The 25,063-nt window shown below is 56.1% G+C and carries 25 protein-coding genes; 24 read left to right on the top strand and 1 reads right to left on the bottom strand.

All coding sequences use genetic code 11. The annotated features are described in order from the left end of the window. The first annotated feature begins 2 nt into the window (after window positions 1-2). From thiI to mbcS, 3 genes are all read left to right on the top strand, one after another. The gene (gene thiI / locus CWI35_RS14295; RefSeq protein ID WP_011232269.1) at window positions 3-1,208 is read left to right on the top strand and encodes a tRNA uracil 4-sulfurtransferase ThiI; all 1,206 of its coding nucleotides are present in this window, start codon (window positions 3-5) and stop codon (window positions 1,206-1,208) included. A gap of 81 nt (window positions 1,209-1,289) precedes the next feature. Next, complete coding sequence (locus CWI35_RS14300) at window positions 1,290-1,493, top strand: alpha/beta-type small acid-soluble spore protein (protein ID WP_011232268.1); 204 nt, start codon at window positions 1,290-1,292, stop codon at window positions 1,491-1,493. A 148-nt stretch (window positions 1,494-1,641) separates the two neighbouring features. Beyond that, complete coding sequence (mbcS, locus tag CWI35_RS14305; RefSeq protein WP_011232267.1) at window positions 1,642-3,234, top strand: acyl-CoA synthetase MbcS; 1,593 nt, start codon at window positions 1,642-1,644, stop codon at window positions 3,232-3,234. 163 nt (window positions 3,235-3,397) lie between these two features. Here the strand turns inward: mbcS and CWI35_RS14310 are convergent, their stop codons facing one another. After that, complete coding sequence (locus CWI35_RS14310) at window positions 3,398-4,201, bottom strand: NAD kinase (RefSeq protein WP_011232266.1); 804 nt, start codon at window positions 4,199-4,201, stop codon at window positions 3,398-3,400. 109 nt (window positions 4,202-4,310) lie between these two features. Between CWI35_RS14310 and sppA the strand changes: the two genes are divergently transcribed. From sppA to CWI35_RS14420, 21 genes are all read left to right on the top strand, one after another. Further along, complete coding sequence (sppA, locus tag CWI35_RS14315) at window positions 4,311-5,318, top strand: signal peptide peptidase SppA (RefSeq protein WP_023633311.1); 1,008 nt, start codon at window positions 4,311-4,313, stop codon at window positions 5,316-5,318. Window positions 5,319-5,330: 12 nt separating this feature from the next. After that, window positions 5,331-5,804, top strand: coding sequence for an RDD family protein (locus CWI35_RS14320; RefSeq protein ID WP_011232264.1), 474 nt, complete (start codon window positions 5,331-5,333; stop codon window positions 5,802-5,804). 109 nt (window positions 5,805-5,913) lie between these two features. Then, on the top strand, window positions 5,914-6,603 hold the full coding sequence (locus CWI35_RS14325; RefSeq protein WP_025039240.1) for a DUF2953 domain-containing protein: 690 nt from the start codon (window positions 5,914-5,916) through the stop codon (window positions 6,601-6,603). Window positions 6,604-6,614: 11 nt separating this feature from the next. After that, a complete protein-coding gene (ytfJ, locus tag CWI35_RS14330; protein WP_011232262.1) occupies window positions 6,615-7,079 on the top strand; it encodes a GerW family sporulation protein in 465 nt (154 codons plus the stop codon). Window positions 7,080-7,203: 124 nt separating this feature from the next. Next, on the top strand, window positions 7,204-7,704 hold the full coding sequence (tpx, locus tag CWI35_RS14335) for a thiol peroxidase (protein ID WP_011232261.1): 501 nt from the start codon (window positions 7,204-7,206) through the stop codon (window positions 7,702-7,704). A gap of 119 nt (window positions 7,705-7,823) precedes the next feature. After that, a complete protein-coding gene (locus CWI35_RS14340) occupies window positions 7,824-8,813 on the top strand; it encodes a class I SAM-dependent methyltransferase (RefSeq protein WP_021322113.1) in 990 nt (329 codons plus the stop codon). A gap of 379 nt (window positions 8,814-9,192) precedes the next feature. Beyond that, a complete protein-coding gene (locus tag CWI35_RS14345; RefSeq protein WP_011232259.1) occupies window positions 9,193-10,383 on the top strand; it encodes an acetate kinase in 1,191 nt (396 codons plus the stop codon). A 232-nt stretch (window positions 10,384-10,615) separates the two neighbouring features. Further along, on the top strand, window positions 10,616-11,128 hold the full coding sequence (locus CWI35_RS14355; protein WP_011232258.1) for a hypothetical protein: 513 nt from the start codon (window positions 10,616-10,618) through the stop codon (window positions 11,126-11,128). A 136-nt stretch (window positions 11,129-11,264) separates the two neighbouring features. Continuing rightward, window positions 11,265-11,615 (top strand): SCP2 sterol-binding domain-containing protein, encoded by a 351-nt coding sequence (locus CWI35_RS14360; RefSeq protein WP_011232257.1) that lies wholly within the window; start codon window positions 11,265-11,267, stop codon window positions 11,613-11,615. Window positions 11,616-11,750: 135 nt separating this feature from the next. After that, window positions 11,751-13,286: a long-chain-fatty-acid--CoA ligase gene (locus CWI35_RS14365; protein ID WP_011232256.1), complete on the top strand. Its 1,536-nt coding sequence runs from the start codon at window positions 11,751-11,753 to the stop codon at window positions 13,284-13,286. Between the two features lie 20 nt (window positions 13,287-13,306). Then, a complete protein-coding gene (locus CWI35_RS14370; RefSeq protein WP_011232255.1) occupies window positions 13,307-14,449 on the top strand; it encodes an acyl-CoA dehydrogenase family protein in 1,143 nt (380 codons plus the stop codon). Then, entirely contained in the window at window positions 14,446-15,660 is a 1,215-nt protein-coding gene (locus CWI35_RS14375; RefSeq protein WP_011232254.1) for an acyl-CoA dehydrogenase family protein, read from the top strand. Before CWI35_RS14370 ends, CWI35_RS14375 begins: the two co-directional genes overlap by 4 nt. A gap of 97 nt (window positions 15,661-15,757) precedes the next feature. Continuing rightward, window positions 15,758-16,549, top strand: coding sequence for an enoyl-CoA hydratase/isomerase family protein (locus CWI35_RS14380; RefSeq protein WP_011232253.1), 792 nt, complete (start codon window positions 15,758-15,760; stop codon window positions 16,547-16,549). 15 nt (window positions 16,550-16,564) lie between these two features. After that, entirely contained in the window at window positions 16,565-17,407 is an 843-nt protein-coding gene (locus CWI35_RS14385) for an SDR family NAD(P)-dependent oxidoreductase (protein WP_044730574.1), read from the top strand. 114 nt (window positions 17,408-17,521) lie between these two features. Further along, complete coding sequence (locus CWI35_RS14390; protein ID WP_011232251.1) at window positions 17,522-18,664, top strand: thiolase family protein; 1,143 nt, start codon at window positions 17,522-17,524, stop codon at window positions 18,662-18,664. Window positions 18,665-18,684: 20 nt separating this feature from the next. Further along, the gene (locus CWI35_RS14395) at window positions 18,685-20,430 is read left to right on the top strand and encodes an ABC1 kinase family protein (protein ID WP_011232250.1); all 1,746 of its coding nucleotides are present in this window, start codon (window positions 18,685-18,687) and stop codon (window positions 20,428-20,430) included. Between the two features lie 16 nt (window positions 20,431-20,446). Further along, window positions 20,447-20,773, top strand: coding sequence for a hypothetical protein (locus tag CWI35_RS14400; RefSeq protein ID WP_068894899.1), 327 nt, complete (start codon window positions 20,447-20,449; stop codon window positions 20,771-20,773). 27 nt (window positions 20,774-20,800) lie between these two features. Continuing rightward, window positions 20,801-21,907 carry a Zn-dependent alcohol dehydrogenase gene (locus CWI35_RS14405; RefSeq protein ID WP_011232248.1) on the top strand — a complete coding sequence of 369 codons (1,107 nt, stop codon included), beginning with the start codon at window positions 20,801-20,803 and terminating at the stop codon, window positions 21,905-21,907. A gap of 172 nt (window positions 21,908-22,079) precedes the next feature. Further along, complete coding sequence (locus CWI35_RS14410; RefSeq protein ID WP_021322114.1) at window positions 22,080-22,508, top strand: hypothetical protein; 429 nt, start codon at window positions 22,080-22,082, stop codon at window positions 22,506-22,508. A 58-nt stretch (window positions 22,509-22,566) separates the two neighbouring features. Beyond that, window positions 22,567-24,057 carry an aldehyde dehydrogenase family protein gene (locus CWI35_RS14415; protein ID WP_119877881.1) on the top strand — a complete coding sequence of 497 codons (1,491 nt, stop codon included), beginning with the start codon at window positions 22,567-22,569 and terminating at the stop codon, window positions 24,055-24,057. A gap of 47 nt (window positions 24,058-24,104) precedes the next feature. Continuing rightward, window positions 24,105-25,019, top strand: a complete 915-nt coding sequence (locus CWI35_RS14420; protein WP_023633828.1) for a R2-like ligand-binding oxidase — start codon at window positions 24,105-24,107, stop codon at window positions 25,017-25,019. Window positions 25,020-25,063: the final 44 nt, after the last annotated feature.

Raw genomic sequence — 25,063 nt, forward strand, 5'->3', positions numbered from 1 at the left:
TGATGAACTATGACCGCATTTTGATCCGCTACGGAGAAATGACGACGAAAGGAAAAAATCGGAACATCTTCGTCCGGCGTCTTAAAAACAACATTGCCCGCAAACTGCAGGCGTTCGAGCGGATTCAGATTGAATATATGCGCGACCGAATGTACATTTTATTAAACGGCGAGCCGCATGAACCGATCATCGAAAAGCTGAAAACCGTTTTTGGCATTCATTCGTTCAGCCTGGCGATGAAGTGCGAAAACGATCTGGACGCCATTAAGGAAACGGCGCTCGCCGCCGTCCGCCAGCTCCCATACAAAGGAAAAACGTTTAAAGTGAGCGCCCGCCGCGTCGATAAGCAGTTTCCGTATCGAAGCGACGAGCTGAACTACGAGGTGGGGGCGCATATTTTGCGGCAGACGGACGGGCTTAGGGTCAACGTGCGCGAGCCGGATATTGACGTGCGCATTGAAGTGCGCCAAGACGGGACATATGTCACGTGCCGCGACATTTTCGGCGCCGGCGGCCTGCCGGTCGGAACGAGCGGCAAGGCGATGCTCATGCTCTCCGGCGGCATCGACAGCCCGGTTGCTGGTTATTTGGCGATGAAGCGCGGTTTGGAAATCGAGGCCGTCCACTTTTTCAGCCCGCCGTTTACAAGCGAACGGGCGAAGCAAAAAGTGATTGACCTCGTGCGCAAGTTGACGACATACGGCGGGAGAATCAAGCTTCACATCGTGCCGTTTACGGAAGTGCAGCAAGCCATTTATCAAGGAGTTCCGAACGAGTACTCGCTCATTTCCACTCGGCGGGCGATGCTTAGGATCACCGACGCGCTGCGCCGCCGCCAGCGGGCGTTGGCGATTGTCACAGGCGAAAGCCTCGGCCAAGTCGCGAGCCAGACGCTAGAAAGCATGTACGTGATCAATGAGGTGACCAATACCCCGATTTTGCGCCCGCTTGTTTCGATGGATAAACTTGAAATTATCGAGCTGGCGAAGCAAATCGGCACACATGATATTTCCATTCTTCCGTATGAAGACTGTTGCACCATTTTTACGCCAAGAGCGCCGAAAACGAAGCCAAAAAAAGAAAAAGTGTTCCATTATGAGAGCCAGCTCGACCTCGCTCCGCTTCTGGAAAAGGCAGTCAATGACACAGAAACGCTCGTCATTGATGAAGAAACAGGGCAGGGCGATGAGTTTGCCGAGCTGTTTTGAATCTCAAAATTTACCAAAAAGCATCGCTGCATATCGCCATCTGTTTTCACACATTCTATAGGTACAAGGAGGTGAAAACAGATGGCACGCAACAACAGCAATCAACTGCTTGTTCCGGGTGCGCAACAAGCGCTGGAGCAAATGAAATATGAGATCGCTCAAGAATTTGGCGTGAACTTAGGCGCTGACACGACTTCGCGCGCCAACGGTTCGGTCGGCGGCGAGATCACGAAACGTCTCGTAGCCATGGCGCAGCAACAATTGGGCGGCGCACGCCAATTCTAATTTCATAATGATGGCTTACTGATGGCTTACGCGGCGGGGGCATTCCCCGCCGCTTTCATATGAGAAAAACGGTATTCAAAATAGAACGACTATTTTGTATAATAGAGATGCCGACCAAGGCGAAACAAGACAGAGGGGGAGAGGAACGATGAGGCGGGAAGACTTGATTGCTCCCGAGCGCTACAATTTAACATCGGAAATGGAACGGCATGCGGCCGCCGACCCGGACCGGATCGCGTTGAAATGGGAGAGCGAGCAAGGCGAAACGAAAGAGATTACATACGGCCGCTTGATGGCGCGCGCCAACCAAATTGGAAACGCTTTCTTATCACATGGGCTCGAAAAAGGCGATAAAGTGCTCGTCATGATGCCGCGCCTCATTGAAACATACGAAGTGTATATAGGGGCGCTCAAAGCCGGGCTTGTCGTCATCCCAAGCTCGGAGATGCTGCGGACAAAGGATTTGCAATATCGGCTCGTCCATAGCGAAGCGAAAGCGGTTGTCGCTTATGCGCCGTATACGGACGAATTTGCGCCGATTGACGGCATCGAACGTTTGACGAAGTTCGTCATCGGGGAACCCCGGGACGGATGGATTCCGCTTGAAGACGCCATGGCCAAAGAGAGCGAAACGCTCGAGGCGGCGGATACCTCGCGCGATGATATGGCGTTTTTGTCGTACACATCCGGCACGACCGGCAATCCGAAAGGGGTCGTCCATTGCCATGGTTGGGCGTACGCCCACTTGCGCACGGCTGCGAAAAACTGGCTGTGCATTGAAGAAGGCGACCTCGTTTGGGCGACGGCCGGACCGGGATGGCAAAAATGGATTTGGAGCCCGTTTTTATCGGTGCTCGGCTCGGGGGCGACCGGTTTCGTCTACTACGGCCGCTTTGAGCCGGAAACATATTTGCAGCTATTGGAAAAATACAACATCAATGTGCTGTGCTGCACGCCAACCGAGTATCGTTTGATGGCGAAAGTGCCGGACATCGGCCGCTATCATCTATCTCATTTGCACAGCGCCGTGTCCGCCGGAGAGCCGCTCAACCGCGAAGTGATCGACACGTTTGCCAAGCATTTCGGCGTCGAAGTGCGCGACGGCTACGGCCAGACAGAAAACACGCTGCTTGTCGGCGTCATGAAAGGAATGCCCATCAAGCCGGGTTCGATGGGGAAACCGACGCCAGGCAACCGCGTCGAAATTATCGATGAAAACGGCGAGCCGTGCCCGCCCGGACAAGTCGGCGACATCGCCGTCCATATCGAAACGCCGGCGCTGTTTAAGTATTATTACAAAGATCCGGAGCGGACAGCGATGCAGTTCCGCGGCGACTACTACATTACGGGAGACAAAGCGCGCAAAGACGAAGACGGCTATTTCTGGTTTGAAGGCCGCGGGGATGACATCATCATCAGCGCCGGCTATACGATCGGCCCGTTTGAAGTCGAAGACGCGCTTGTCAAGCACCCAGCCGTAAAAGAGTGCGCCGTCGTCGCCAGTCCGGATGAAGTGCGCGGCCATGTTGTCAAAGCGTTTGTCGTGCTGCGCGACGGGGTCGACAAAGACGATCCGTCTCTGATTCCGGCCCTGCAAGAACATGTGAAACAGTTGACGGCGCCGTACAAATACCCGCGCAAAATCGAGTTTGTCGACGATTTGCCGAAAACGGCGTCCGGAAAAATCCGCCGCGTCGAGCTGCGCGAGCGGGAAGCCCGCCTTGCCGGCCGGTCGTTGTAAGCAGAAAGAGCCGATTGAGCTGGCCGTTGCCAGAAGCGGAGCGATGTCCGCACAGCGGCCAAACAAGAGGGTGTCTCGTTGCGAGACACCCTCTTGCCGCATGCGCGTCGAACGGATTCGCCATTTTAGATCCGGTGTTTCGCCGGGAGAACAGACACACGCTTCACAAAAAGACGCGTTTCACTTTATCCCAGAACGAATTGTCTTTTAGGCGCACCGTTTTGACCACCCGGTCGCTTAAACGAATGTCAATCCGCTCAATATGCTGGATGCTGAGCGCTTCATTGTCGAGGCCGATGATTGGAAAATGGCTTGTTTCTTCCGACATTTTCAGCGTCAACGTCCGCGAGCCGCTCAAAATGAACGGCGAGCCGAGCGTCCGATAGCGGTTGCTGTTGAGCGAGGCGAGTTCGCTCACTTGAAAGCACGGCAAGAGCGGATCGACGACCGCTCCGTGCACCGATTTATTGTAGCCGGTGCTGCCGGTCGGCGTCGAAACGATGATGCCGTCGCCGCGGAACGTCTCGAAATGCAAGTCGTCGATGAAAACGTCGATCGCCATCGTTTTAATGATTTGCGAGCGGATCGAACATTCGTTTAAGCAGAAAAACGAAGCCGCGCCGTCGATCGTCACTTCGATGATTGGGTAGCGCCGCACTTCGAGTTTCCAATTTTTCGCCGCTTCCACCATATGATCGATGTCGTCAATATGGAAATCGCAGTAAAACCCGCGCGCCGGCAAGACGGACACGCCGACGTACAAACGGTCAGGAAGAAATCCCGTCTGCCGCACCGCCTGCAAAAACGCGCCGTCATCCCCGATGCTGACGATGATGTTCGCTTCCCGATAGTCGTCGACGACCACAAACGGACCGCGCTCTGCCAGCTCAATGAGCGGCTTCACCCGTTCGATGAGCTTGTCGTCGCGCTTATAAAAAAAATAAAGACGGTTGCGTTCCATATCCATGTTTTGCGTCCTCCCGATGGCATCATCTAATCAATCGATGTACAATGAATATTGTACCACGTTTGCCAGGATTCTAAAAATATGGGCAGCCGATGCAGGGGGGAAGACGATGAATCGAAAACGATGGACCGCGTTGGCCATCGCCGCCGCCTTGTTTGTGATCTCGGTGCTTGTTCAAGCGGTTGGCGTTCTTTTGTCCGACAAGGCCGGCGGCTGGTCGGAAAGCTGGCTGGCGCTCATGGAGTCGCCATTTAGCGAAGAAGTCATCGCCGAGGGCGACCCGTTGAAAAAAATCGCTGTGTTGGAAGTGAACGGAGTTATTCAAGATGCGGGGGAAGCGGAGTCGCTTCTTTCCTCATCACAGTACAACCACCAAACGTTTTTGCAAATGATCAAACAGGCGAAAGAGGATCAAGACGTCAAAGCGATCATCTTGCGCATCAATTCGCCGGGCGGCGGTGTCGCGGAAAGCGCGGAAATTTACGATCAGCTGATGAAGCTGAAAAAGAAGACGAACAAGCCGATTTACGTATCGATGGGGGCCATGGCCGCCTCGGGCGGTTACTATATCGCTGCGGCCGGCGATAAAATTTTCGCCAGCCCGGAGACGATCACCGGCTCCATCGGCGTCATCATGCAAAGCGTCAACTATGAAGGGCTGGCAAAGAAGTACGGCGTGGAGCTTGTCACGATCAAAAGCGGGCCGTACAAAGACATCATGAATCCGGCGCGCAAAATGACCGAAGCGGAACGGGAGATTTTGCAGCGGCTGATCAATGATTCGTATGATGCGTTTGTTGATGTGGTAGCCAAAGGGAGAAAGCTGCCGGAAGACACGGTGCGCAAGCTGGCGGACGGCCGCATTTATGACGGGCGACAGGCGAAGGAGCTCCGCCTTGTCGACGAGTTCGGCTACTTGGATGACGCGATCGCTGCGCTCAAAAAAGAGCATCATTTAACCGGCGCTCAAGTCGTAAAATACGTGAACGATGCGCCGTGGAGCTCTCTCTTTGAGATGGTGTCGAACCGGATGAAGCCGGACAGCGAGGCGGCCGGGCTCATCCGCCTGTTGTCGCGCCCTTCCTCGCCGCGGCTTATGTATTTATACGCCGAATAAAGGAGTGGAAACATGACGGACATGCAAATAACGGCGACGCTGGCGGATCATCATCTCCCGCCGGCAGAGCGCCCCCTCTGCTACGGCGGCTTTTGGCTTCGTTTTTGGGCGTATTGCCTTGATGTCATTGTTGTCTCGAGCCTCAACCGGCTCATCGTTTGGCCGCTTTTTCGCCTGTTCGATTGGCCGCTTGCGCAGGACGGTTTGTTCGCGCCAGCGGCGGTCGCGGCCGCCGTCGTCTTTTACGCCTATTTCGTGTTGATGACGAAAGCGTTTGGGCAGACGCTTGGCAAAATGGTGTTCGGCTTAAAAGTGGTCGATGAGCGCGGCGAGCCGCTCACCTGGCTGACCGTGTTGTTTCGCGAAGTCGTCGGCAAATTCATCGCGAAAAAATTGCTGTTCATCGGTTTTTTGTTTGTTGCGTTTTCCGAAAAGAAAAAAGGGATGCATGACCAGTTCGCGGATACGATCGTCGTCCGCGAGTAACAATCCGCCTGCATCAAGAACAGAACGTCAACCAATGTCCGCCTGCCGAAACGGCAGGTTTATTTTTTTTCCAGATGGCGACAATGTATGATGAAAGGGAGGGCGGACATTGAAAGCAGTCATCGCGGTCATCGCAACGGTTGTTCTTTTGCTTCTTCTCGTCGCCTGGATGAAAGTATCGGTGACGGTCGTGTTTCGCCATGTGAAAGACGACGATGAATGCAAAGTCGTGGTGCGCACGCTGTTTGGCCTCCTCCGCTATACTGTCCGCATTCCGCTCATCAAGCTGGACATGGATCCGGATGCGCCGGGAGTGGCGTTTCTCCAGAAAAAAGGAGTGGAGGGAACGCGCGGGAAGGAGGAAAAGAAAGGGAAATTGACCCTAAAAAAAATCGCTGACCTGTTTCGACAGCTGAAACGGTTTCTCGAGCAAGTCGTCGACTTGCATGAAATTATGAAACAATTTTATCGCCACGTGACGATTACGAAATGGGAGTGGAAAACGAGAATCGGCACCGGCGACGCCGCGTCAACCGGCTTGCTCGTGGGGCTTGGCTGGTCGCTGAAATACATGATCATCGGCGCGGCGAGCCGCTATATGAACATGAAAACAACTCCGGCTGTCGTCATCGTTCCGGCCTACGATCGGGCCGCTTCGGAAACGGTGTTTTTATGTATGATTCAGTTTCGAATCGGGCATGCTATGGTAGCAGGATTGCGAGTGGTCAAACATTGGCGCGGACGGCGGCTGCCAAAGCGAAACCCATTGGCGGCCAAGCAGGCAAATGAAGGCTACTAGGAGGAATGACGATGACGAACCATCCGATTCAAGGGCTGATGACAACAGCGATGGAAAACTTAAAACAAATGATCGACGTCAATACGATTATCGGCGACCCGGTGGAGACGCCTGACGGCAGTGTCATTTTGACCGTTTCGAAAGTCGGGTTTGGCTTTGCCGCCGGCGGCAGCGAGTTTATGCTTGACGGCCAACAAAATGGCCGCCAAGGGGCGCAAGCCGACGGGAACGGGCAGGCCCAAGGGAACGGACATCCGTTTGGCGGCGGCAGCGGCGGCGGCGTCTCGATTACGCCGATTGCGTTTCTCGTCGTCAACTCGTCCGGGGTGAAGCTGCTCCATTTGGATGAAAGCACGCACTTATACGAAAAAATTCTCGATGTCGCGCCGCAGGCGTTTGAGAAGATTCAGGCGATGCTGAAGAAAAACAAGAAAGACGGCGCCGCAGGCCAAAAAGCAGACGACTTTGACATTTAGCCGGACCGTTGGCGTCCGGCCTTTTGTTTGTCTGCTGTCATGAACGGACAAAATCGTTGAAAAATTCCGTTCCGCGTTTTAGTATGGAAGTAGTACATATTTTCTCTAAAGGGGGAGAGAACCCATGGCCTATGTGACGTTTAAAGGGCAGCCGGTGACGCTTGTCGGCAACGAAGTGAAAGTCGGCGACAAAGCGCCGGATTTCACCGTGCTTGATCAAAACTTGCAGGAAGTGACGCTCGCGGATACGAAAGGGCACGTCCGCCTGATCAGCGTCGTTCCGTCGCTCGACACCGGAGTTTGCGACGCGCAAACGCGCCGGTTTAACGAGGAAGCGGCAAAGCTCGACAATGTGAAAGTGTTGACGATCAGCGTCGATTTGCCGTTTGCGCAAAAGCGGTGGTGCGGCGCCGCCGGCATTGAGAACGTTCAAGTGTTGTCCGACCATCGCGATGTTTCGTTCGGACAAGCATACGGCGTCTTGATCAAAGAACTGCGCCTGCTTGCCCGCGCCGTGTTTGTCATCGACAGCAATGACACAGTGACGTATGTCGAATACGTGCCGGAAGTGACGAACCATCCGAACTACGAAGCGGCGATTGAAGCGGCGAAAGCGGCGAAATAATGAAAAGGCCCCGACCCGTTCGGGGCCTTTTCGTTCCTATCGGCGCTTTTCTTGCGGCGCGAGGCGGACGGTCGTACAATATACAGAAGGGACGTTGGCAGAAAGGTGGGGACGTACAGATGATGACGCCAGTCGAACGGTTGTTCACGGTATTCGATGAAACGGCCCAACTTTTGCAAGAAGAATTGCAATGCACGTATTTAGAAGCCGTCGCGGAGACGGGGGAGAATTTGTTCCACGGCGACGTGCTGCAAAGCGAAGTGAGCGAGCTGAACGCGAAACGGCTGAAAAAGCAGTATCGCGAACTGATGCTGGAACGGTTTCAAAACGAAGAAATCCGCAAGGCGTTTCAGCTTGCGGTGTTAAAAGGGATGCGCAAGCATGTCCAGCCGCACCACCAAATGACTCCGGATGCGGTCAGTTTGTTTTTGGCGTATTTGGTCCGCGAGTTTACGCGCTCGCATTTGGCGCTTAAGATCCTCGACCCGGCCGTCGGCACGGCGAATTTATTGACGGCGGTGTTAAACGGCCTTCGAGGAAAACAGGCGGCGAGCTACGGCAGCGATGTCGATGATCTGCTTGTCAAATTGGCGTACGTCAACGCGAACTTGCAAAAGCATCCGGTGCAGCTGTTTAACCAAGACAGCCTAAGGCCGCTGTTTGTTGAGCCGGTTGACGTCGTCGTCTGCGATCTGCCGGTCGGCTATTACCCGGATGACGACAATGCCGCCCGCTTCGCCTTAAAAGCGAAGGAAGGCCGGTCGTATGCCCATCATTTGTTCATCGAGCAAAGCTTGCGCTATACGAAAGAGGGCGGCTACTTGTTTTTCCTCATCCCGAATATGTTGTTCTCGAGCCCGCAGGCGGGGCAGCTGAACGAATTTTTAAAAGAGGCGGCCATTGTCCAAGGAGTCTTGCAGCTGCCGCTGTCGATGTTTAAAAACGATCAGGCGGCAAAAAGCGTGTTGATTTTGCAAAAGAAAGGGCCGAACGTCAAAAAGCCAAAACACGTGCTGCTTGTCGAGCTGCCGCGGTTTTCCAACAAATCGGCGATGCAGGCGATGATGGCGAAAATCGACGCCTGGATCACCGAGGAAAAAGAATGTTGACGAAAGGGTGTCCCAAACGCAGCGGGACGCCCTTTTTGATCACCGTATAGGCCGTCAAGCCCCTTCACAAAACGAGAGGTTGCATCTTCCTCCCCTTGCGCTCACGCGTGGAAGTGGGGGGTCTTCTCGGCTCAAGATGATAAATGTTGCTCTTTTCTTCATCGAAGAATCGCTGTTTTTCACCGACCTTTTCGGTCAGCTCCGTTTTCATTTTTCACAACATAAAAACTTTTTCTTGCAACCGGTTGCGAAACAAAGCCGCGCTTGAAACGCGAAAACGGGAGGCATACAATGAAAAAGGCATAGTGAAACGGCGCCCAATCGCGCACACTAACGGTAAGCGCGAGCGGATTTTGGCAAAAAAGGAGCTGTGTTTTCGATGGCGAAAGTGCTAGCCATTAATGCGGGAAGTTCCTCGTTGAAATTCCAGCTGTTTGAGATGCCGGCAGAAACGGTGTTGACCAAAGGGGTCGTCGAACGGATCGGCTTTGACGACGCGATTTTCACCATTGTCGTAAACGGTGAAAAACATCAAGAAGTGACGGCGATTCCGGATCATGCCGCGGCCGTTAAAATGCTGCTTGATAAGCTCATTCGCTACGGCATTATCCGTTCGTTTGACGAAATTGACGGCATCGGGCACCGCGTCGTCCACGGCGGGGAGAAGTTCAGTGATTCGGTGCTCATCACCGAGGACGTCATCAAGCAAATTGAAGAAGTGTCCGAGCTCGCCCCGCTCCATAACCCGGCCAACCTCGTCGGCATTCGGGCGTTTCAGGAAGTGCTGCCGGACGTGCCGGCCGTGGCGGTGTTTGACACGGCGTTCCACCAGACGATGCCGGAACAGTCGTTTTTATACAGCTTGCCATATGAGTATTACACGAAATTCGGCATCCGCAAGTACGGATTCCACGGCACGTCGCACAAATACGTCACCCAGCGGGCGGCGGAGCTTCTCGGCCGACCGATCGAACAGCTGCGCCTCATCTCGTGCCATTTAGGCAACGGGGCGAGCATCGCGGCGGTTGAGGGCGGCAAGTCGATCGACACGTCCATGGGCTTTACGCCATTAGCCGGCGTGGCGATGGGAACGCGCTCCGGCAACATCGACCCGGCGCTCATCCCGTACATTATGGAAAAAACGGGAATGACTGCGGATGAAGTGATTGAAGTGCTGAACAAAAAGAGCGGCATGCTCGGTCTGTCCGGCATCTCGAGCGATTTGCGCGACTTGGAAAAAGCGGCCGCCGAAGGAAATGAGCGCGCGGAACTGGCACTTGAAGTGTTTGCGAACCGCATTCATAAGTACATCGGCTCGTATGCGGCGCGCATGTGCGGAGTCGATGCCATCATCTTCACCGCCGGCATCGGCGAGAACAGCGAAGTCGTGCGGGCGAAAGTGTTGCGCGGCCTCGAGTTTATGGGAGTTTACTGGGATCCCATCCTAAACAAAGTGCGCGGCAAGGAAGCGTTCATCAGCTATCCGCACTCGCCGGTCAAAGTGCTCGTCATCCCGACCAATGAAGAGTTGATGATCGCCCGCGACGTCATGCGGTTGGCGAATTTGTAAGCGGATTGTAATAAAAAGAATCGTTGCAGCCATTTTGGCCAAAACGGCTGCCCCAAACAAACGGGGCAGCCATTTTTTTGTTTTGCCGCTTTGGTGCGCTTGATTCTTGTTTCAACAACTCCGGACGGAGATGTCTTGCGTTTTTCGTCTCCCCGGCAATCATCGGAATTGCCGGCAGCGTTGTTTCACGCCAAAATGAGAGTGCATACTCGGTTGAAGGGAGTGAACGGATATGGCATTGTTTCGTGATGATGCTCATGTGTATCGGGTGATTGGCGAGTTTATGCAAATTCCGTCGCGCCCAAGGACGGAATTTGAGCTGCGCAGCTGGTGGGAGCGGCATCCAGCGTATAAGGAATACGGCAACGAGGTGGAGCAAATCAATCGGATTGGAGAACAAATCCGCCGTTCCCGCGCCGCGTTCGTCTTTTATTTGACCGATCCGGAGGCGGTCATCAGCATCGATGCGAGGCGGCCGGAAACCGGTGAAAACTACGCCATTTATTTCGGGCAGGCAATCGATGCGCCTGATGTCGCCATCAAGACGACCGGCGATATCGCCCACCAATTTTGGGGCGGCAACATCAACGTTCCATTGGCGCTCATGACCGGAAAAATGAAGGCAAAAGGATCGAAAGCGAAGGCGTTGCAGCTGTTGCCGCGCATCGTGCCGGCGTTTCCGCTTTATCGGCGCTATTTGGAACTGATCGATGAGCGCGCGCTTCTCCATGCTTTAAAGGCGTAAAAACATCGGGGAGCGCCGCGAGGGAGGAAAGAAAGTTCCGACGATTTTCGGGATAGGACATGAAACGGAAACGCGATATAGTAAAATTACAAAATGAAATTTCAGACAGTTCTAAATTTTTAAGGAGGCCATGAAGATGACGACGGTAAGAGACATTTTCCAACTGATCGATTCGCAATTGAGGGAAGACCCATCCCGCGCCGATGGGATTGTCGCGGTGTACCAGTTTAACTTAAGCGGGTCTGATGCGGGGGTGTACCAAGTCGTCCTTCGCCCAGACGCTGGATTTGTCATTGAAGGGGAGCAAGAAACGCCTGATTGCACGCTCAGCATGGACAGCGAGGATTTTAAAAAAATGGTGGACGGCGAGCTCAACGGAACGGAAGCGTTTATGAGCGGGCGGCTTCGCATTGACGGGGACATGGGGCTGGCGCTGCGGCTCCAAGAAGTGCTGTCCGCCTACAACAGCGCCAATCAAAACCAATAAGCACAACAAGAAAGCCGGCCGGCATGTTTTTCCGTGCATTGACAACAGCGCCGACCGTCAGAAGGAAGGAGACGAAAGGCGGCGGGCTTGGCCTTTTTCGCAGGCCCGCCTAATTTGGTTAAAGGAGACGGGGGAATGGATTTACGAACGGTTTGGACGAAAAATATCGAGCGGTTCGGTCCTTATCCGGCACTGATTTTTGAAGGAAACGAATATACGAACGTGGACTGCGACGCCCGTTCGTCCCAGCTGGCTCATGCGTTGATTGAACTTGGGGTCAAGCCGGGCGACCGCGTTGTTGTAACGATGCCGAACAGCCCAGAAGTAGTAGTCGCCTTCAGCGGCGTCTTGAAAGCAGGAGCGGTTGTCGTGCCGGTGTTGCCGCTGTTGCAGACGCAGGAGCTCCATTACATTTTTAAAGACTGCGAACCGAAAGTTGTGCTGACGGCGGAAATGCTGTGGGCGAAAGCGAAAGAGGCCGCCAATGGCTTGCCGGCGCCTCCGATGATGTTTACGATTGACGATCCTCATTCACCGCGCTCTCTGCGAACAAGAATGGAGCAAGCTCCTGCCAGCATGCCGCTGGCGGCAGTCACCGAAAATGCCCCTGCCGCCTTGCTTTACACATCGGGAACGACCGGCCATCCGAAAGGGGTCGTGCTGACGCACCGCAATTTGTATGCCAACGCGGAAGCAGCGGCCGAGATGGCGAAGCGGCTGCCTACCGAATATGACCGCGTCGGTCTTGGCGTGCTGCCGATCTCCCATGCGTTCGGTTTTACGATGATGAACGTCGCGCTGTTATTGGGCGACAAGATCGTCCTCCTGCCGTATTTCGAGCCGAAAAAAGTGCTGGAGACAATCGAACGGCATCGAGTGACGCATACGGCGATGGTGCCAGCGATGTTCCATGCGTTGTGCTATTGCCCCGAGGCGGACCGCTATGACACATCCAGTTTGGTCGCGTGCGTGTCCGGCTCGGCTTCGTTGCCGCCGTCGCTCGCTTGGCAGTTTCAACGCAAGTTCAATTGCCTGATTTTGGAGGGATACGGACTGTCCGAGGCGGCGCCGATTGTGACGGCGACCGATCCGACGAAGCCGATCAAGCCGGGGTCGGTCGGGCTTCCGTTGCCTGGCGTGCAAGTGGCTGTCGTCGATGAACACGGCAACCGCCTGCCGCCGAACGAAGTCGGAGAACTGATTGTTTCCGGCCCGAACGTTTTCCAAGGCTACTACGGAAAAGACGAAGAGACGCGCCAAGCGCTGCGCGACGGCTGGCTGTATACCGGCGATATGGCGCGCATCGATGAAGACGGGTACGTGTTTATCGTCGACCGGAAAAAAGATGTCATCATTCGCGGCGGATTCAACATTTATCCGCGCGATATCGAGGAACTGCTTATGTCCCATCCGGATGTGCTTGAAGCCGGCGTTGTCGGCGTCCCTTCGCCGAAAATGGGGGAAGAAGTCGCCGCATATGTCGTCGTCCGACGTGGGTCCCAAGTGACCGAAGAGGAGCTGATCGAGTTTTGCCAAAAGCGGGTGGCGAAATACAAAAGCCCGCGCTTTTTGAAAAAGGTCGGCTACCTGCCGAAAAACATCATCGGCAAAATCGACAAAAAGAAGCTGCGTGAATGGGCCAGCGAGTTTATTCCCGCTGTCCAATCATAATGGAAAAGGAGAGGGACAAGGTGATTTCGTTTCAACCGACTGAAGAAGAACAGGCGTTTTTTCAAGTCGCCCGCAGCCTTGCCGTCGAGAAAATTCGGCCGGCCGCGAGAGAATGTGAGAAACGCCGGACCGTTTCGGCTGACTTGAGTGACCGGGTGGATGAGCTCGGCTTGTCGGCGCTCGAGCTCCCGGAATCGTGGGGAGGCTTGGAACTGCCCCTTCTGTCGCAAGCGCTCATTTGGCAAGGGCTCAGCTATGGCGATTTAGGCGTCATTCAAGGGCTTCCGGGGGCGCAAGAGGCGTCTTCCCTCTTTCGTCTGTCTTCCGAGCACCGCGTGTGGCACCGGTACCGGGAGATGGCGAAAGGCGGATGGCCGACTGTCTCCTGGATCGACGAAGCGGAACAAAAAGAACCGCTGAAGGAAGCGATTCGCGTGCGCCGGCGCGGCAGCGGATATATTGTGGACGGGGTGTCGTCTCCAGTCCGCTTGGCGTCGAAAGCCGACTGGGCGGTCATCGCCGCTAGGGACGAAGAAGAGGAAACGGTATTGCTCGCCTTTGATGAGCGAGTATGGGAGATCGAAGAAGGAGACATAAGGCTTGGGCTGCTTGCTGCCGGCATCGCTCGCCTTCGGTTTGCGGAAGTGTACGCCGGTCCGGAACAACTCGTTGCCCGCGGACCGGAAGCGGACGCATTGCTCAACCGCGTGCGCGCCCGAAACCAAGTCATCGAAGCGGCGAAGGAAGTCGGCTTGATGGAGGCGGCGCTTGATTACACCATTGAATACACTGCGGGAAGAAAGGCGTTCGGACAAGAGATCGCCAAGTTCCAAGGGGTGTCATTTACGATCGCAGAGATGGCGTTCGAATGCCGCGGGGCGAAACTGCTTGTATGGCAAGCGGCCGCTGCGGTTGACCAAGGGGATGAACAGGCGGGCGGCTACGCCTGGAGGGCGTTGTCGCGGGCTCATCGTTCCCTGCGCTATGTCACCGATCAGGCCGTGCAAATGCTCGGCGGGCACGGGTACGTGCAAGAATACCCAGCCGAAAAATGGATGCGCGACGCCCAAGCGCAAGTGATGCTGTACGGCCGGGAAACGGACTGGCTCATCCGCCGCGGCGAACAGCTGCTGGGCAAACGGAAAGAGAGGGTGGCGCCATGATTTCCTTTGAATTCTCACCGCAGCAAAAACAAATCAAAGAACTCGTTCATTGGTTTGCTAAACATGAAGTGCGCCCGATCGCGCTGGAGGCCGACCGGCTCGGGCGAGTGCCGGACGAATGGCTGCAAAAAGTCAACAAAATGGGCATCCAGCTGAATGCGTCTTCGTTTGGCGGAGGGCGTCCGCCGTCTCATGCGGAAGGAAAGAAAGAGAAAAAAGAGCGCGAAGGCAACCGCGTGGCCGTCATCGCCGCTGAGGAGCTCGCGTGGGGATGCCCAGGCATCGCCCTTTCCCTTCCCGGCCCTGGCCTTGGCGGGCCGCCGATTCAATCGAGCGGCACGCCGGAGCAGAAACGGCGGTTTTTGTCCATTTTCACGAAGGAGGAGCCGCGCTGGGGAGCTTACGCCTTGACGGAACCGGAAGCCGGCTCGGACGCGTCCGGCATCCGCACGACGGCGAAAAAAGTGGACGGCGGCTATGTATTAAACGGGCAAAAAATTTTCATCACCAACGGCGCCCGCGCTTCTTGGGTCGTCGTGTTCGCCACGGTTGATCCGAAGTTGGGCCGCGCCGGGCACCGGGCGTTTGTCGTCGAAAAAGGGACGCCGGGATTTGTCGCGACCCGCACCGTCCATAAGATGGGTTTGCGCGCCAATGAAACGGCGGAGCTCTTGTTTGAAGACTGCTTTGTTCCTGATGAAAATTTGCTTGGCGGTGAAGAGTTGTATAGCGCAAATGCGAATAAACCGTCCGGTTTCCAAGTGGCGATGAAAACATTTGACAGCACGAGGCCGATCGTCGCGGCCATGGCCGTCGGCATCGCCCGCGCCGCCTATGAATATACGCTTGACATCGTTCGCAGCGAGTACCCGAAACAAGGACGGTTGTACTATGAAGCAGCCGCCCTGCTTGCCGAGGCGGAGCAAGAGATTGACGCTGCTCGCCTGTTGACGTGGGAAGCGGCGTGGAAAGCCGACATTGGCGAGCCGAATGCGATGGAAGCGGCCGTCTGCAAAGCAGTCGCCGGTAAAATGGCGCTTCATGTCTGCGCTATGTGCCTTGAACTGCTCGGTCCCGTCGGCCTTGGCGGACATTTGGTCGAGAAATTGTACCGCGATGTGAAAGTGTTTGATATTTTTGAAGGCACGCAGCAAATCCAGCGCCTTGTCACAGCAAGACGGTTGTATGCGCCATACGGCGTGCACGTATAGAAGAGCGAGGCGGCGACCCAAACATCTCCGCTCGCGGTGGAGAGCGATGATCATTTGTGAAGTTTGCCGGTTCGATTGAACGAAAGGGGGAATTCCGATGCCTTATGAAACGTTGCGCATAGAGCGGCGAAACAAAGGAGTCGCTTGGGTGATGATCCACAACCCGCCGGCGAACGCCATTAGCGAGCGATTAATGGAAGAATTGGAGAAAGCGGCCGATGAATTGGAAGCCGACCGCGGAGTGCGCGTTGTCGTCATCGCGTCGGCCCATCCGAAAACGTTTCTCGCCGGCGCTGATTTAAAGGACATGATTCAGCGAGGAACCCAGTTTGCCGGCAATGAAGCGGGCATCGCCGAACAAAGCGCCCGCATGCAGCGCTGTTTCGACCGCTTCGCGACGATGCCGAAGCCGGTCATCGCGGCCATCAACGGCTATGCGCTCGGCGGCGGCTGTGAATTGGCCCTGGCGTGCGATTTCCGCATCATGGGCGGCGGCAAAATCGGCCTGACAGAAGTCTCGCTCGGCCTCATTCCCGGCGCGGGCGGCACGCAGCGGTTGACGCGCCTCGTCGGGCGGGCGAAAGCGACGGAACTCATTTTTCTTGCCAGACGGCTTGACCCGCAAGAAGCGCTCGAACTCGGCCTTGTTCATCGCGTCACGCCCCCGGAGCGGTTGGAAGAAGAGGCGTCGGCGTTTGCCGAGCAACTGTCAGAAGGGGCCGTGCGGGCGATGGGGCTCGCCAAGCGGGCCATCTATGCGGCCGAAGGGCTTCCAGAAGACGGATTTGGCATCGAAGCGGCGTCATTTGCGGCAACGTTTAAGACAGGAGAGCCGGCGATTGGGCTGGCGGCGTTTTTCCAAAAGAAACAACCGCAATTTTTACGTTAAACGGAGGGATCACCGATGTCGTCATGGGCGGAACTGCTGAAAGGAAAAGTGGCGGTCGTCACCGGCGCCTCACGCGGCCTCGGGCGCGCGGATGCCTTGGCGCTTGCCGAAGCGGGAGCGGATGTCGTCATTACCGATATTTTGCTCGAATCGGATGAAGAAAGCAAACAGACGGCGCAAAAATATGGGCCGCTCTCACAAGTGATGCAGAGTACAAAAGTGGTGTACGCCGAAAAGACAGCGGAAGACATTCGCGCCATGGGGCGGCGGGCGCTGGCTCTCAAAATGGACGTCACCGACCGCGAGCAAGTGAAAGAAGTGTTTGCCCGCGTCAAGGAAGAGTTTGGTTCCATTGACATTCTCGTCAACAACGCCGGCACGCTCGACCACGTTTCGCAAATCGAAAAGCAAAACGATGAGTTTTGGGAGCGCGATTTGCGGGTGAACCTGACCGGCACGTACAACTGTACAAAAGCGGTATGGCCGTATATGAAAGAACAAAGATGGGGGCGGATCATCAACATGTCGTCCGTCGCCGGGACGCTTGGCGGCTTTGGCCAGGCGAGCTATTCGGCCACGAAAGGAGCGGTGTTGAGCTTTACGAAAAGCATGGCGCTTGAGGGGGCGCGCTACGGCATCACCGTCAACGCCATCGTGCCGGGCATCATCAATACAGAAGCGTTCCGCATGGGCAATCCGAAAATGAACGAGCGGATGATCCAGCGCACGGCGTTCCGCCGCCCGGGCGAACCGGAAGACGTCGCCAACGCCATCGTGTTCCTTTGTTCCGATAAAGCGAAGTACATCACGGGGATTGGGTTGAATGTTTCAGGCGGCATCGAATTGTTTACGTTCTGATGAATAAGCGGCCCGCTTTGGAATGTGGCGATTTGAACATAGGAAGAGAGGCCTGCGGCGGCTCTAGCCGCGCAGGAAAACGGTTCGATTTTGATACGGAACAGGAGGAGCGGCATGAGGGAAGTGGTGATTGTTGACGCCGTGCGCACGGCGATCGGCAAGAAAAAAGGGGCGCTCTCAAGCGTCCATCCGGTCGATTTGCTTGTTCCGGTGTTGCGGGCGCTTGTCGACCGAAATGGGCTGGATGCCGGCCTGGTGGAAGATGTCATCGTCGGCTGTGTGACGATGACCGGAGAGCAAGGGGGCAACATCGCCCGCCAAGCGGTGCTCGCCGCCGGATTTCCGGTCGGAGTGCCGGCGTTTTCCTTAAACCGGATGTGCGGCTCGAGTCAGCAGGCCATCCATAACGCGGCGCAAGCGATTTTGGCTGGCGACATCGACATCGCCATCGCCGCCGGGGTCGAAAGCATGACGCGCGTTCCGATGGGAAGCGACATGGGGCGGTTCAGCCGCCAGCTGACAAGTCGGTACAACATCGTGCCGCAAGGGATTTCTGCGGAGATGATCGCGAAAAAATGGGGATTGTCGCGGGAAGAGCTTGATGCGTTTTCCTTGCAAAGCCATGAAAAAGCGGCGGCGGCAACCGACCGCGGGATGTTTGAGCGGGAAATCATTCCGCTTGACGTGCCGGGCGAGGAGGGGACGGTGTCCTTCACCCGCGACGAAGGGATTCGGCGCGACACCTCGCTCGAAAAGTTAGCAGCGTTAACGCCATCATTTCAGCCAAAAGGCGGTGTCATCACGGCCGGCAACTCAAGCCAAGTGAGCGACGGAGCGGCCGGCGTGCTGCTCATGTCGGCAGAAAAAGCCCGGCAGCTCGGTTTGCGACCGAGAGCCCGCATCGTCGCCCGCGCGGTCGTCGGCGAAGATCCGATTCTGATGCTCACGGGCGTCATCCCGGCCACGCGCCGCGTGCTCGAAAAAACGGGACTGCGCCTTGAGCAAATCGATGTCATCGAAATCAATGAAGCGTTCGCTTCGGTCGTGAAGGCGTGGGAGCGGGAGCTCGAGCCGGATATGGCAAAAGTCAATCCGCGCGGCGGAGCGATCGCCCTCGGACACCCGCTCGGCGCGAGCGGCGCCCGGCTGATGACAACGCTGCTCCATGAGCTTGAGGACATGGACGGGAAATACGGATTGCAAGTGATGTGCATCGGCTTTGGCATGGCGACAGCCACGATCATCGAGCGGCTGTAAGCAGAAAGGAGGAAAGCGGGTTGCACGCATCACTCGAAACGGCCAAGCCAAAACCAGCGCGCGACTTTGCGGCCATTGGCGCTGCCATTGAAGAGGAGCTGGCTGCCATTACGGCGGGAAAACGGCGGCGGAAAATCATCGCTGTGCTTGTCAAAAACGGGCTTGGCATGGTGCTGGGCGACGCCATTGCCCGCAAGCTGCGAGGGAACGAGGGAGACAAACAATATTTGCACCATATCGGCCGGAGGCTGCGCCTAGCGTTTGAGGAGCTCGGCCCGACGTTCATCAAGCTCGGGCAGGTGCTTGTCACAAGGCAAGACTTATTGCCAGAGCCGATTACGCTTGAGCTGGAGAAATTGCTTGACCGGGTGCCGCCCATTGAGTTTGCCAAAATCGAATACATTTTGGAGCGGGAGCTGCCTGACGGCTTGGAGACGTTTGAATGGATTGAGGAGGAGCCGCTCGGCTCGGCGTCGCTCGCTCAAGTGTACAAAGCGAAACTTAAAGACGGGCCGGTTGTCGCGGTCAAAGTCGTGCGCCCGACGGTCGAAAAACTGTTTCAAACCGATATCGCCATCATTAAAAAAATGGCCGCCCGCCTGCAAAAGCGGCTGCCGCCTGAACTGCAGGCCGCCCTTGACCTCGGGGGGCTCGTGCAAGATTATTACAGCAGCGCCATGGATGAGCTGGACATGACGGAAGAAGCAAGAAAAATGCAAGAAATGAAGCAAAAGTACGAAAGGAGGGCTGAACATGTCACGGTTCCGCACGTGTATGAAGCGACGAAAAGCGTCTTGATCATGGAATACATTGACGGCTGGCTCATTAAAGACTTCCCTGTCGATTTTCTCACCTTCGAAGAGCGGATCAACATCATGATCGATCTTGTCCATCATTACGTGCAAACGATGCTCGACGGCCATTATCATGCGGATGCCCACGGTTCCAACATTATGATCGACAAGCGGACGAAAAAGGCGGTCATCATCGACTGGGGGATGACCGGGCGGATGGACAGCGTGATGGCGCAAATTTTGATGCGTGTCATTTTGCACATCCAGCTCAACCAGGCGGAAGACGCCGCCGAAGTGTTTATGGAACTGATGTCGCCCACCATTTACACCGATGTTGTCAAATTGAAAGATGAACTGCGGACGTTGACGTTAAACTATGTGTCCGCCCATCAAGGGAGCAGCCGCTACAACTACGGCCGCCTCGTCCTTGAAGCGACGGCGATCGGGCTCCGCAACTACTGCAAAGTCCCGAACGGCTTGGCGCTTTGGGCGAAAGGATTTTCCGCCACCGAAGGGACGGCGCGCTGGATTTGCCCGGAAATTTCGTACGGCGAAGTCGTGGAGGCGTATGAAATTCCAATTTTAAAAAGCATCCTCGGAAAGCGCTTTAATTTTCGCGCCAACGCGAGTCTTGTCGCTGAAACGGCGGAAATGATCGCCACCTTCCCGCGCCGGTTCAACAAAGTGTTGGAGACGATGGCCGAAAACAAATGGCGCATGACCGTGCAAGTCCAAACCGACCCGGTGACGCGCAATACGCTCAACCAAATCGCCAACCGTTTGGCGCTTTCCCTCATCGCGTTTGCCATCATTATGGCCACCGGGTTTATTGTCGCCAGCATCCCGGGCGGAACGTTTCTCGGCATGGAGAAAACGACGATCGCCAACATCGGGTTGGCCGTTTCTGTCATCTTGGTCGTTTTCCTTGGCTGGCGGCTGTTCCGGACGCGCAAACAGCGGCCGCGATTTTAAAGAGGGAGGAAGGAACATGCGCGAGGAACAAGAAGAGCTGACGATGTCAAAGCGCATCGAAGCGTTTTACCGGCAAAGCGGCGGGCCGGGAAGCCCGACGATCCGGCGGTTGCTCGATAAGCATTTGCTGTATGGGAAAGACCACGGCCTGCCGGGGAAAAAGGAAGAGTTTGAGGATGTCATCCGCGATGTGTTTTTGCAAGACCATTCGACCCGGCCGCTCATCATCGGCCTTTTCAAGCTGAAAGAAACGCTCAAGCAGGAATGGGACGCCTATTTGGATGCATTGCGGGGCCGCGGCATCCGTGAAGAGGAAGCGGATATGGCCGGCAAGCGGGCGTAATGGGCGGATGGAAAAGGAGGGAACGACATGGCAAAAGCCGCAGTATTGCACCGCTACGGGGAGCCGCTGTCAATCGAAGAACTGGATTTGGCAAGCCCCAAGCGCGGGGAGGTCAAAGTGAAAATGAAAGCGGCGGGCCTTTGCCATAGCGATTGGCATGTGGTTCAAGGGCAATTGCCGCTCCCGCTTCCCATTGTGCTCGGCCACGAAGGAGCGGGCATTGTTGAGGAAGTCGGGGAAGGGGTGACAAGTGTCAAACAAGGCGACCATGTGGTGCTCAATTGGGTGCCGTCATGCGGAACGTGCAGCTATTGCCGCACCGGGCGGCCCGATCTATGCGAGGAGGCGGCTCGGCTGATGGCGACCGGCACGCTGCCGGATGGGACGACGCGCTTTTCGCTGCATGGAAAACCCGTCTATCAATTTTTAACCGCCGGCGCGTTCAGCGAGTACACCATTGTGCCGGAGCAGGCAGCCATCCCGATTCGCCGTGATGTGCCGTTTGAGTTGGCGGCATTGATCAGCTGCAGCGTCATGACCGGGGTGGGCGCCGCCATTCATACAGCGCAAGTGCGCCCGGGCAGCACAGTCGCTGTGATTGGCGCCGGCGGCGTCGGCTTCAACATCATCCAAGGAGCGGCGCTCGCCGGGGCCAAACAAATTATCGCCGTCGACATTGTCGAGGAAAAATTGGCGATGACGAAAACGTTCGGGGCGACGCACACCGTAAACGCCCGCGAGGACGATGCCGTGAGCGCCGTGCTCGATTTGACCGACGGCATCGGCGTCGACTATGCGTTTGAAGCGATCGGCCGCCCGGAGACGATGGCCGACGCATACAACATGACGCGAAAAGCGGGAACGACGGTCATCGTCGGCATCGCCGCGCCGCATGAAGCGGTGGAGATCAACGCCTTTTCGCTGCCGTCCCAATCCAAAGCGTTGACCGGTTCTTGGCTTGGCCAAGGCAATCCGCCGATTGACTACCCGAAGCTGCTTGATTTGTACGCGGCGGGCAAGCTGAAGCTCGAACCGCTCATCAGCGCCGTCTATTCGCTCGACCAAATCAACGACGGATTCGCCGCCTTAAAGAGCGGGCAAAACATTCGCGGCATCATTCGCTTTGAAGAATGAGACGACAAGCCGCCCCGCGTGCGTTTGGGTGAACAAACAAGAGAAGCCGTTGGGCGGTCGGAAAGATGGCGTTCCATCTGCCCTTGGACGAAAACGGGAAGGCCGGTGTTTGGGCGGGCAAACAAGGGGATCGAAAAAAACGTGGAACGATCGAGACGAGAGGGGGATTGACATGCCGGTGTTTCAAAGCGAGCAGGAGCTGTATGACGTTCTCGGCCGCTTTTTTGAAAAAGTGGCGGAGACGGACGAGTCAAAGGAATTGATCGCCTCGACAGAGTTAAGCCCCGGCTATGACGCGTATGTTCAATATATTTTTCATAAGCCGGAAGCGAAAATTACGTGGACGCATGAAAATGGGAAATTGAAAATTGTCTGCGGCGAAACAGCGCTGCGCCCGGAGCTCATTTTTGAGCAGACGGCGGATGTCGGGCATAAGTTTTGGCTTGGGAAGCTCGACTTGCAGCAGGCGCTCGCCCGCCAGCAAATCAAAGTGCAAGGCCCGCTTGTGAACGCCTTGAAAGTATTGCCGCAGCTTGACGCCATTTACCCGGCGTACCGCGACTATTTGCAGGAAATCGGGCGGAGCGATTTATTGCCGTAGCTTGGTTTCAAGATCCGATCAATCGGGAACGTGGAGCGATGGAAAGGAGGAGATGACAATGATTTCGGCGCAAACGACGGAAGCCGATTTATGGATTGATGGAGAATGGCGGCCGGCTGCCAGCGGCGAACGGTTTGACGTCATCGACCCGGCGACGGGCGAAGTGACGGCCCGCGTCGCCAACGCTGGCGAGGACGATGTTGACGCGGCGGTCGCCATCGCCGAAGAGGCGTTTTCGGATCGGCGCTGGCTGGCCATTTCCCCGCTTGAGCGCGGACGCATCTTGCGCCGCATCGCTGAACTGATCCGCCAGCATCATTGCGAGCTGGCGCAGCTCATGACGCGGGAAAACGGCATGCCGATCAATCTAGCGTTGTTTATTGAAATTCCGCTCGCCGCCGACTGCTTCGACTTTTTCGCCTCGCTTGTCGTCAAGCCGCAAGGGGAGGTGCTGCCGTTTTCCGTCGCCGGCTCGGCGCCGGATTATATGGCGTGGACGATGAAGGAGCCGATCGGGGTGGCTGGGCTCATCACCCCGTGGAACTTTCCGCTTTTGATGCCGACGTGGAAAATCGCCCCAGCGCTGGCGGCGGGCTGTACGATGGTGGTAAAACCGGCGCCGGAAACGCCGCTGACGGCGTTGAAGCTTGCTGAGATTTGCCATGAGGCCGGCGTGCCGGAAGGCGTCATCAACGTCCTGCCTGGACTCGATGAGGCCGGAAAAGCGCTCGTCCGCCATCCGCGCGTGCCGAAAATCGCCTTTACCGGCGAAACGGAAACCGGGCGCCACATCTTGCAGGCGGCCGCTCCCCACATTAAGCGGGTGACGCTTGAGCTCGGCGGCAAGTCGCCGAACATCATCTTTGCCGATGCCGATCTCGAACAGGCGGCAAAAAGCGCGCTGTTTGGCGTGTTCTACAACTCCGGGCAAGTATGCCAGGCCGGGAGCCGCATTTTAGTGGAACGGCCGGTTTACGAAACGTTTGTCGAGCTGTTGGCCAGCAAAGCGAAAAAGCTGAAAGTCGGGCCCGGCACGGATGCGCGCAGCGACCTTGGCCCCGTCATCAGCCGGGAGCAATACGAGAAAGTATTGCGCTACATTGACATCGGCAAGCAGGAAGGGGCGAAGCTCGTTGCGGGAGGGAGCGCTTTAGATGGGCTTGGCGGCGGCTATTTCATTGAACCGGCCGTCTTTGCCGATGTATCGCCATCGATGTGCATCGCCCGTGAAGAAATTTTCGGGCCGGTCGCCGCTGTCATTCCGTTTCAAGATGAAGAGGAAGCCGCCTCCATTGCCAACGATACGATTTACGGCTTGGCGGCGGCGGTTTGGACGAATGACATCAAGCGGGCGCTCCGCTTAGCGCGGCGGGTGAAAAGCGGAACCGTGTGGATCAACACGTACCAAGTGCTGTCGCCGACTGCGCCGTTTGGCGGTTATAAGCAGAGCGGCCTCGGCCGCGAGCTCGGGATGCAGGCGCTTGAAGCGTATTTAGAAACGAAAACGGTCATTTGCGATATGAACGACCGGCCGATGACTTTGTTTTAAGGTCGAAGGTGGTTTCCTAATAGAGCATTTCAAGGAGGGAGATCACGATGGTCCATCACGATGGATTTCAAACGGTGAAAGGAACGATCGATTGGGAGCATCCGATGTACAAATTGTATGAAAAAGCGAAGCGGAACGGGAAATGGAACCCGGCGGACATCGATTTCAGCCAAGACAAAGAAGATTTCGCGCGTTTGACAAGCGAAGAAAAGATCGCGGCGCTGCCGCTCGTTGCCGGCTTTTCCGCCGGCGAGGAGGCCGTGACGCTCGATATTTTGCCGATGACGAACGCCCTCGCGCGCCAAGGGCGGCTCGAAGATGTGATGTTTTTGACGACGTTTATGCATGATGAGGCGAAACATGTCGAGATGTTTTCCCGCTGGCAGCAGGAAGTCGGCATCGGGGCCATGGACTTGTCCGTCTTCCATAACGACCATTATAAACGCATTTTTTACGAAGCGCTGCCGGAGGCGATGAACCGGCTGTACACCGACGACTCGCCGGAAGCGGTCATCCGCGCCGCCACCGTCTACAACATGATCGTCGAAGGGACGCTCGCCGAATCGGGCTATTACACGTTCCGGCAAATTTACAAAAAAGCCGGGCTGTTCCCAGGGTTGCTCCAAGGGATCGATTACTTGAACATGGACGAAGGCCGGCACATTCAGTTCGGCATTTATACGATCCAACGGCTCGTCAATGAAAACGAACGATATTATGAGTTGTTCATCCGCTATATGGACGAATTATGGCCGCATGTCGTCGGCTACGTCGCCTATTTGACCGAGCTCGGAAAGCGCCAGCAGCAGCTCGCCCGCACATATGCGCTCGAGATCGACTACGACATGCTGAACAACTATGTCGTCAAACAGTTCAACATTCGCAAAAAACAAATCAGCCGAGCGAAACGGTATGACAGCGTCGAGGAGCTCGAAAAAACGTTGAGTGAGGCGGAACGCTGAAAACCAGCGCGGGAGCGGCTGTTTCCGCCACCAACAGGGGGATG

It is taken from the genome of [Bacillus] caldolyticus, from assembly GCF_003595605.1.
GTDB lineage: Bacteria > Bacillota > Bacilli > Bacillales > Anoxybacillaceae > Geobacillus > Geobacillus thermoleovorans.